7 protein-coding genes and 1 tRNA gene are annotated in these 9,026 nt (G+C 44.2%); 1 reads left to right on the top strand and 7 read right to left on the bottom strand.

The window, feature by feature from the left end:
• From AC075J_RS16185 to AC075J_RS16200, 4 genes are all read right to left on the bottom strand, one after another.
• Positions 1-617 (bottom strand): ABC transporter ATP-binding protein (locus AC075J_RS16185; RefSeq protein WP_476390496.1); only part of this gene is annotated, 617 nt, incomplete at its 3' end.
• Positions 618-1,251: 634 nt separating this feature from the next.
• Positions 1,252-1,324, bottom strand: a tRNA-Thr gene (locus tag AC075J_RS16190).
• 60 nt (positions 1,325-1,384) lie between these two features.
• Positions 1,385-2,305: an alpha amylase C-terminal domain-containing protein gene (locus tag AC075J_RS16195; protein ID WP_476390497.1), complete on the bottom strand. Its 921-nt coding sequence runs from the start codon at positions 2,303-2,305 to the stop codon at positions 1,385-1,387.
• The gene (locus AC075J_RS16200; RefSeq protein WP_476390498.1) at positions 2,295-3,686 is read right to left on the bottom strand and encodes a GlgB N-terminal domain-containing protein; all 1,392 of its coding nucleotides are present in this window, start codon (positions 3,684-3,686) and stop codon (positions 2,295-2,297) included. Before AC075J_RS16200 ends, AC075J_RS16195 begins: the two co-directional genes overlap by 11 nt.
• Positions 3,687-3,939: 253 nt before the next feature.
• On the opposite strand from AC075J_RS16200, the gene AC075J_RS16205 reads away from it, so the two are divergent.
• Positions 3,940-4,917 carry a carbohydrate kinase family protein gene (locus tag AC075J_RS16205; RefSeq protein ID WP_476390499.1) on the top strand — a complete coding sequence of 326 codons (978 nt, stop codon included), beginning with the start codon at positions 3,940-3,942 and terminating at the stop codon, positions 4,915-4,917.
• A gap of 392 nt (positions 4,918-5,309) precedes the next feature.
• Here the strand turns inward: AC075J_RS16205 and AC075J_RS16210 are convergent, their stop codons facing one another.
• The 3 genes from AC075J_RS16210 to ilvB all read right to left on the bottom strand — a co-directional run.
• Entirely contained in the window at positions 5,310-6,473 is a 1,164-nt protein-coding gene (locus AC075J_RS16210) for a phosphoglycerate dehydrogenase (RefSeq protein WP_118633251.1), read from the bottom strand.
• Complete coding sequence (serC, locus tag AC075J_RS16215; protein WP_025577082.1) at positions 6,473-7,555, bottom strand: 3-phosphoserine/phosphohydroxythreonine transaminase; 1,083 nt, start codon at positions 7,553-7,555, stop codon at positions 6,473-6,475. Before serC ends, AC075J_RS16210 begins: the two co-directional genes overlap by 1 nt.
• Positions 7,539-9,026: biosynthetic-type acetolactate synthase large subunit (ilvB, locus tag AC075J_RS16220; RefSeq protein WP_476390500.1), on the bottom strand; the 1,488-nt coding region annotated here is incomplete at its 5' end. The genes serC and ilvB, both read right to left, overlap by 17 nt.

The raw sequence follows: 9,026 nt of genomic DNA on the forward strand, positions 1-9,026 counted from the left end.
CTGTCAGACATGTTGATAGCTTCTTCCTGATCATGAGTGATATAGATAAATGTAATTCCCAGTTTCTTCTGCAGATGCTTCAGTTCTATCTGCATCGCGCGGCGAAGCTGCAGATCCAGTGCTCCCAGCGGCTCATCCAGAAGCAGAACTTTGGGATTATTCACCAGTGCTCTCGCAATGGCAACTCTCTGTTTCTGACCGCCCGAGAGTTCGGAAGGCTTTCTTTTTTCATATCCTTCAAGCTGCACCAGTTCCAGCATCTGAGAAACTTTTTTCCTGATCTCACTCTTAGGAACTTTTTTCAGTTTCAGACCATAGCCAATATTCTCCGCAACATTCATATGTGGAAAGAGGGCATAATTCTGAAATACTGTATTCACATCCCTCTGGTTCGGCTCCAGACCTGTCACTTCCCTGCCATCCAGCCAGACACTTCCTGCATCGGGCTGTTCCAGACCGGCAATGATTCGCAATGTTGTCGTCTTGCCGCATCCCGAAGATCCCAGCAAAGTAATAAACTCCCCTTTACTGATCTCAAGACTGATATTATCCAGAACTGCTTCGCCTTCTGTAAAACTTTTCTTTATCTCCTTCAGTTCAAGTGAAACCTCTGCCAACTATACTCAGCTCCTTTCATATAAAAAAGATACCTCTTTATACTAAAAAAGATACGAAACCACGCGTAAAAGCTCTCGCCCCTACATCGGTTTATGCCAATGCTGACGCCTGTTACAGTGCCAGTCTCTGCATGGTTTCGCATCTGTATATGTCCATTTTTCCAATTATAGATATATCCGGTCCGTCCTGTTCCATCCAGTCTGCGTGCACTCCTGACCATGATGTCCACATAAGAAAACCGGAAATCAACCATTCTTCTTGATAGATTCCCGGTCATTATTTATTTGGTATAATCCAAAAGTTATATTAAAGGATAGGCCCGAGATTGTCAAGTAAATTTGTTACTGTTCACTCCGTTCACAGTAACTTAGCCAAAATTCATTCCAGATTGCCTGCGGCAATGGAATTTTGGCTTGTATGTCTCGGGATTTTTGCATATTCATGCCAAAACACCTCGCGGGATAGTGGCGTGTGGACAGTAACGTAAATTTCTCTTTACAATCATTTCAATTCCTACCGGCAATTTTAAGGTACTCACCATACGAACCTCCATAAAAACATAAAAAATCCACTATACTCTGCTTTTCAGTATAGCGGATTTTCTATAAAATTACAATTGCCCAATATCTTTCAAGCTGAAAATGAGACTCGAACTCACGACCCCTTCATTACGAGTGAAGTGCTCTACCGACTGAGCTATTTCAGCTTATGCTGTAATCTGTCAGAAATTGATAATTCTGACAGCCACAGCATTTAGTTTATAATATTATTTCTTCTCTGTCAAGTCCTTTTTGACCGGTATTTTCTCCTCCGTTTTATTCACTATTTGGGGTGCTTCTTTTGTCACCTTTTTCGTCACCGGTTTCACTGCAGTTTTTACAGCTGCTTTTGTTTTCCCGGCAGCCTTTCGTACAGTTCTTGTCTTGGTGATGGATTTCTTGATCTGGCTGTGCTCGGCAGCAGGCTTTTTCTCAATTTCTTCCGGAGTGCAGGTAAAGACTGCCACGCCAAGTGCCGGAAGCTTTACTGTGATGGAATACTCTCTCTCATCACACTCAGCCTTCTTCGCTGCTTTAACTCTCGTATTTACTACACCATTACCACCGTACTTTTTATCATCACTGTTAAAGATTTCTTTATATTTGCCGGCAAAAGGAACTCCCACATTGTAGTTTTCATATGGGATTGCCGCGAAATTGCAGACAGCCAGAACAGTTTCTTCCGGTTTCTCTGTCTTTCTCATGAATGCGATCACATTCTCCTCATACTTCATCAGCTGAACCCATTCAAATCCATCATATTCATCATCCAGCTGATAAAGTGCAGGATGAGCAAGATACATATTATTGAGGTCTTTGACAAATACCTCCAGTTCTTTTGGCATATCTTTATCCGGTGCCATCATCTTGCATCCCGGATGAAGCATCATATAAGCATAAGCCTCTCTGATCTGCGCATTCTTCTGTTCTTCACTTCCCGGCAGCTTATCCGCGAAATCCTTCAATGTACCAACATCCCTGCTGCCAAGCGTCAGAATATAATGTTCGCAGTATGCATAGAGCATGGACATAGTCAGCTGATCATGGTAATTCTTTCTCTCAATAGGATCCTTGCTCAGATATTCAAGCAGATCTTTTGTCCATCCGCCACTCCACTTATAGTCAAATCCCAGATGATCATTCTCCACACTCGTCTGTCAGCTCCGGCCAGAGTCCGTTCTCCTGAGCAACTAAAAGCAATCCGGGATTTCTCTCCTTTATCACAGAATTCAGATGCTTCAGAAATTCCAGAGCATCCAGATTTTCATTGGTTCCGTAAATATTAGGTGTCCACTCTCCCGGATTTCTGCCATAATCCAGATACAACATGGCATCCACATCATCCATACGCAGACCGTCAGCATGGTAGACCTCAGCCCAGAAGCAGGCATTGGAGATCAGGAAATCCTTCACCATAGGGCTTCCGTAATTATAGAGCAGTGTTCCCCAGAACGGATGAATGGCTTCTGCCGGATTCTGTCTCTCATAAAGAGGTGTTCCGTCAAATTTCTCCAGACCGGAGGCATAACGCGGGAACTGTGCAGGTGTCCAGTCCAGGATCACACCGACCCCCGCCTGATGCAGCGCATCTACCAGCTTCTGAAAATCCGCCACGCTTCCAAATCTGGAAGTAGGTGCATAATATGCATATGTAGAATAACCACCTGTAATATCATCCAGGTATTCCATCACAGGATGGAGTTCCACATGGGTAAAATCTTCCTCTGCCAGAAATTCCACCAGCTCCTCAGCGGATTTCCATTCCTCCAGAGATGTTTCGTATATAGAAACCGGCTGTTTCCTGTCATCAAATCTGTGACGCTCTTTCATCCAGTCTCCGTCATTCCACTGAAAAGCACTTACATCTGCTACCACAGATGCTCCCTCAGGATCATGGTCTGCACTGTTCCCATAAGGATCAGCCTTTAACAGAACTTCGCCGCCTTTGACTTTAATTTCATATTTATAGTGTGTTCCTGCCTCTACCCCTGGTACAAACAGCTCAAAGATACCGGACATAGGCATACGATGCATAATAGTCGCACGTCCGATCCATCCATTAAAATCACCTGCGATATTTACACTCACTGCGTTCGGAGCCCAGACAGCAAAAAGAGTACCTTTCACTCCTTTAATCTCCACAGGATGAGCGCCCAGCTTCTTATATGCCTCATAATAAACACCTGCGCAGAAAGCCTTCTCCTCTTCCTCTGTGATCTGGCATGGAAAAGCATAGGGATCATAACATTCTGTCTCTGTCTCTCCCATTTTTATAAGAAATCTGTATTCCGGCACCTTGCGTACAGGAAGCAATACTGCAAAATATCCGGCCTCATCCTCTTTCTCGCAGACATAGGTTTTCTTTCCGCTAATCACACTTACTTCCTCTGCATCAGGAAAAAATCCCTGAATAAGAACTCCGTCCTGTGTGATCCTTGGTCCCATCACATCTCTGGGAGCAGTTTCCTCTCCATACACAATAGCTTCAATCCTCGGCCAGTCCATATAGCCGTATACTTTTTCGTCCATAGCTGCGTTACCTCCCCGATTGTCAGAAATACGATGATCGGTTACCCTTACCGGCAGCGTATTTATGGTACATTAAACGTCACCTGTAAACAATAACAAATCAAGTTATGTTTATTTTAGCATCTTTGCACAAAAAAATAAAGAAAATTGTTTGACAAATTCCCTTTCCTGCGCTAAATTTATGTTATTAACTATGGAAAGAATCTTGTTCCGGATACTATGCTTCTTTCCATCACAACAAGGAGGATACAAAATGGGAAACAAAGCCTTTGACGTAACCGCATTAGGCGAATTATTGATTGACTTTACTGAAAACGGAAGCAGCGCACAGGGGAATCCGATGCTGGAAGCCAATCCGGGCGGTGCTCCATGCAACGTGCTTGCAATGCTTGAGAAGCTTGGTAAAAAAACTGCATTCATCGGCAAAGTCGGAAACGACATGTTCGGAACCCAGCTTAAGAATGCCGTAGAGGAAGTAGGGATCGACACCCGCAACCTTGTGATCGACAACGAGGTACACACAACACTTGCCTTTGTACATACTTATCCTGACGGAGACAGAGATTTCTCCTTCTACCGTAACCCGAGTGCAGATATGATGCTCACCAAGGATGAAATCCAGGAAGACCTGATCAGAGATTCCAGAATCTTCCACTTCGGAACTCTTTCTTCCACTCACGAAGGAGTACGCGAGGCAACCCGCTATGCCATCGACGTTGCAAAAGAAGCCGGATGTATCGTCAGCTTCGACCCGAACCTTCGTCCACCATTATGGAAATCTCTGGATGACGCAAAGGCAGAGATTGAATACGGTCTTGGCAAATGCGATATTCTGAAAATCTCAGATAACGAAGTTGAATTCCTGTTCGGAACTACAGACTATGACAAGGGTGCCGCACTTCTGAAAGAGAAATATAACATTCCGCTTATCCTTATCACACTTGGAAAAGACGGAAGCCGCGCTTACTACAAAGACATGAAAGTAGAGGCTGCTCCTTTCCTTCAGGAAAAGACTATCGAGACAACAGGTGCAGGCGATACCTTCTGCGCAAGTTCCTTAAACTATGTTCTGGAACATGGTCTGGACAATCTGACAGAAGAGAACTTAAAAGAACTGCTCACATTCGCAAATGCGGCAGCTTCTCTGATCACCACACGCAAAGGTGCTCTTCGCGTTATGTCCACCAAAGAAGAGGTTCTTGACTTTATGAAATCAAGAGGCGTGAACTGATAACTGAATCCAACGGAATGTCTATTTCATTACAGATACCCGCCTAATTCATAGTTAAGGAAGCCCGCGGCACTGCCGAAAAGGGCTTCTTTTATTGAGCAGGCACAAAATGTTGTTAGCTACTTCGTTTGCATGATCTTAATCAGAAAGAGGTGAATCCATGATGAAATATGTTGCTCTCTTCTTTGCTATTCTCGCCGGAGATATAGTTGCACATTATATCTGCCGATGGATAGACAGCAAACGATAAAATAAACCAAACAAGCATGGCACACTACCACCATGCGTACCATTCAGTACACGGCGGTTTCAATGTAAAAAATCTCCTGCTCATTACAATCATGTAATTAAAGCAGGAGATTTTTTATCTTGTTAATAATATGGTCTGACTATTATTTTACCACACGAACTCTGGAAACACCTTCAATTGCTTTCAGCTCATCCAGTGCTTCTCTGGATGCTGCGCTTTCCAGATCAATGAGAGTATATGCGTATTCGCCTTTGCTCTTGTTTGTCATATCTGCGATGTTCAGACCTTCTGCACCAAGGATCTTGGTAAACTGGCTGATCATGTTCGGGATATTTTTGTGGCAGATGGCGATACGTCCTACTGCTACGCAGGTTCCCATGTCGCAGTTCGGGAAGTTTACAGAGTTCTTGATATTTCCGTTCTCGAGGAAATCTCTGACTTCTTTTACAGCCATTACCGCACAGTTTTCTTCGGATTCTTCTGTAGATGCTCCAAGGTGTGGAGTTACCAGGATTCCCTTATGTCCTGCTACTGTATGGTTTGCAAAGTCTGTCACATATTTCTTTACTTTTCCGCTGTCTAATGATTCGATCAGAGCATCCTCATCAACCAGAAGATCCCGGGCAAAGTTCAGAAGTACTACGCCGTCTTTCATCTTGTCTAATGCTTCTTTGTTGATCATCTGTCTTGTGCTGTCAAGAAGAGGTACATGGATGGTGATGTAATCACACTGGGAATAAATCTCATCCAGGCTCTTGATATGTTTGATGGTGCGGGAAAGATTCCATGCAGCATCAATGGAGATATATGGGTCATATCCGTATACTTCCATTCCAAGTGCGGAAGCAGCGTTTGCCACCATTGCTCCGATGGCACCAAGACCGATGATACCCAGCTTCTTGCCCATGATCTCGCATCCTGCAAACTGTTTCTTCTGTTTCTCAGCAAGTTTATCGATGTCTTCCTGGTCTTTCTCTTTGGCAACCCATTCGATACCGCCTACGATATCACGGGAAGCAAGGAGCATACCTGCAAGTACAAGCTCTTTTACACCGTTTGCATTGGCGCCCGGTGTGTTAAATACTACAACGCCTTTCTCTGCACAGTCCTTTACAGGAATATTGTTGACACCTGCACCTGCACGTGCGATTACCTTTACGCTCTCAGGAAGCTCCATGTCATGCATTTTTGCACTTCTTACAAGGACTGCATCACACTCCTGCAGATCTTCGCTTTTCTTATATTCTTCATCAAATAATCCCAGGCCTTTTTCTGCAATGGGATTCAGGCAATGATACTGAAACATTATGCATTTTCCTCCTCAAACTTCTTCATGAAAGCAACCAGTGCTTCCACACCTTCTTTTGGCATAGCGTTGTAGATACTTGCACGCATACCGCCCACTGTACGGTGTCCCTTTAAGTTTACAAGTCCTGCCTCTTTTGCTTCTTTTACAAATTTGGCATCCATGTCCTTATCACCTGTTACGAATGGTACATTCATAAGAGAACGGTCTTCCGGTACAACAGTTCCTTTGAACAGCTTGCTCTGATCAAGGAAATCATAGAGGATTTTCGCTTTCTCAATGTTACGTCTCTGCATTTCTTCCAGGCCGCCCATTTTCTTCAGCCATTTGAAGACCTTACCGCATACATAGATGCAGTAGCAGTTTGGAGTATTGTAAAGAGAACCTGCGTCTGCCTGTGTTTTGAATTTCAGCATAGTAGGTGTTCCTTCCAGAACATCATCTGTGATCAGATCTTCGCGGATGATGGAGATTACCATACCAGCAGGTCCGATATTCTTCTGTACACCGCCATAGATGATGCCATATTTGGATACATCAACAGGCTCAGATAAGAAGCAGGAGGAAACATCTGCTACCAGAGTTTTTCCTTTTGTGTTGGGAAGCTTCTTGAATTTTGTTCCGTAAATTGTGTTATTTTCACAAATGTATACATAGTCTGCATCCGGGCTGATCGGAAGGTCGCTGCAGTCAGGAATATAGGAGAAAGTCTTATCCTCGGAAGAAGCAATCTTGTTTGCTTTTCCATATTTCTGTGCTTCCTGGTATGCTTTCTTTGCCCACTGGCCTGTAACAATGTAATCAGCAACTTTATTCTTCATGAGGTTCATAGGAATTGCAGCAAACTGCTGGGAAGCTCCGCCCTGAAGGAATAATACCTTGTAGTTATCCGGAATCTTCATCAGGTCGCGCAGATCCTGCTCTGCTTCGTCAATGATTTTCTGGAAATCAGCGCTTCTGTGGCTCATTTCCATTACAGACATACCAGTTCCCTGATAGTCCATCATCTCCTCTGCAACTTCTTTTAATACCTCTTCCGGCAATACGGCCGGTCCTGCGGAAAAATTATACACTCTGCTCATTGTTTTTCATATCCTCCTCATCAAAAATATCATCAATGCTTGCGCCTGCCGGTACCATCGGGAATACGCTGAGATCCTGATCGATCATACAGTCAAGTACGATAGGTCCCGGACATGCCAGAGCCTCTTTTAATGCCGGCTCTACCTCTTCCATCTTTGTGATACGGATTGCTTTTGCTCCCATGGCTTCTGCCAGCTTCACAAAATCTACTGCATCATTTAAAATTGTATGGGAATATCTGTGGTCATAGAACAAGGTCTGCCACTGACGTACCATTCCCAGTACATGATTGTTCAATACAATTTCAATTAAAGGTCTGCCACAGCGGACTGCTGTTGCGATCTCATTCATATTCATACGGAAGCAGCCGTCACCTGCAATGTTTACCACAGTTTTGTCCGGTCTTCCCATCTTGGCACCGATTGCTGCTCCAAGACCATATCCCATTGTTCCCAAACCACCGGAAGAAAGGAAAGTTCTTGGCTCTTTGTATTTGAAATACTGAGCTGCCCACATCTGGTTCTGTCCAACCTCTGTTGTGATGATGGCATCTCCTTTTGTCAGTTCGTACAGCTTTTCAATAATGTATGGGCCTGTAAGCTGGGAATGATCATATCTTAACGGATATTTTTCCTTCAGTTCACTGATATGTGCAGTCCATTCCAATGTTCTCATTTCCGGAACCTCTGCCAGAATACGTTTGAGAACTTCTTTCTCATCTCCTACGATGCTTGCATCTACAACGATGTTCTTGTTAATCTCTGCAGCGTCTACATCAATCTGGAGAATCTTCGCATTCTTTGCGAAAGTCTTTGTGTTTCCTGTGACACGGTCACTGAATCTGGCACCCAGCACGATCAGGAGATCGCAGCCTGAGACACCGAGATTGGAAGTTTTTGTTCCATGCATTCCAAGCATTCCTGTGTACAGAGGATCTTCTCCGGAAAATCCTCCCTTACCCATAAGACTGTCACATACAGGAGCGTCGATTCTGTGAGCAAGTTCTGTCACTTCTCTGGATGCCTCTGAGATAATCGTACCGCCGCCTGTAAAAATAAATGGTCTCTTCGCTTCTTTGATCATCTGTACTGCAGTTGCAATGTCTTCGTCTTTGATAGTGTCTGTTTTCGGTGTGATCTCAGCAGGAGCGCAGGCAGTGTATTCATATTTCGCACCTGTCACATCCTTGGTCACATCTACAAGCACAGGACCGGGACGTCCGCTCTTTGCAATATAGAATGCTCTGCGTACAGTGTCTGCCAGAGTAGTAATGTCTTTTACGATAAAGCTGTGCTTTGTAATAGGCATTACAATTCCTGTAATATCAACCTCCTGGAAAGAATCCTTTCCGAGCAGCGGTGTTCCTACATTACATGTGATTGCCACCATTGGTACGGAATCCATGTATGCGGTAGCGATTCCTGTTACCAGATTGGTAGCTCCGGGACCCGGAAGTTGCAAGCACACACA

It is taken from the genome of Blautia sp. ZXY-1-C6, assembly GCF_056339875.1.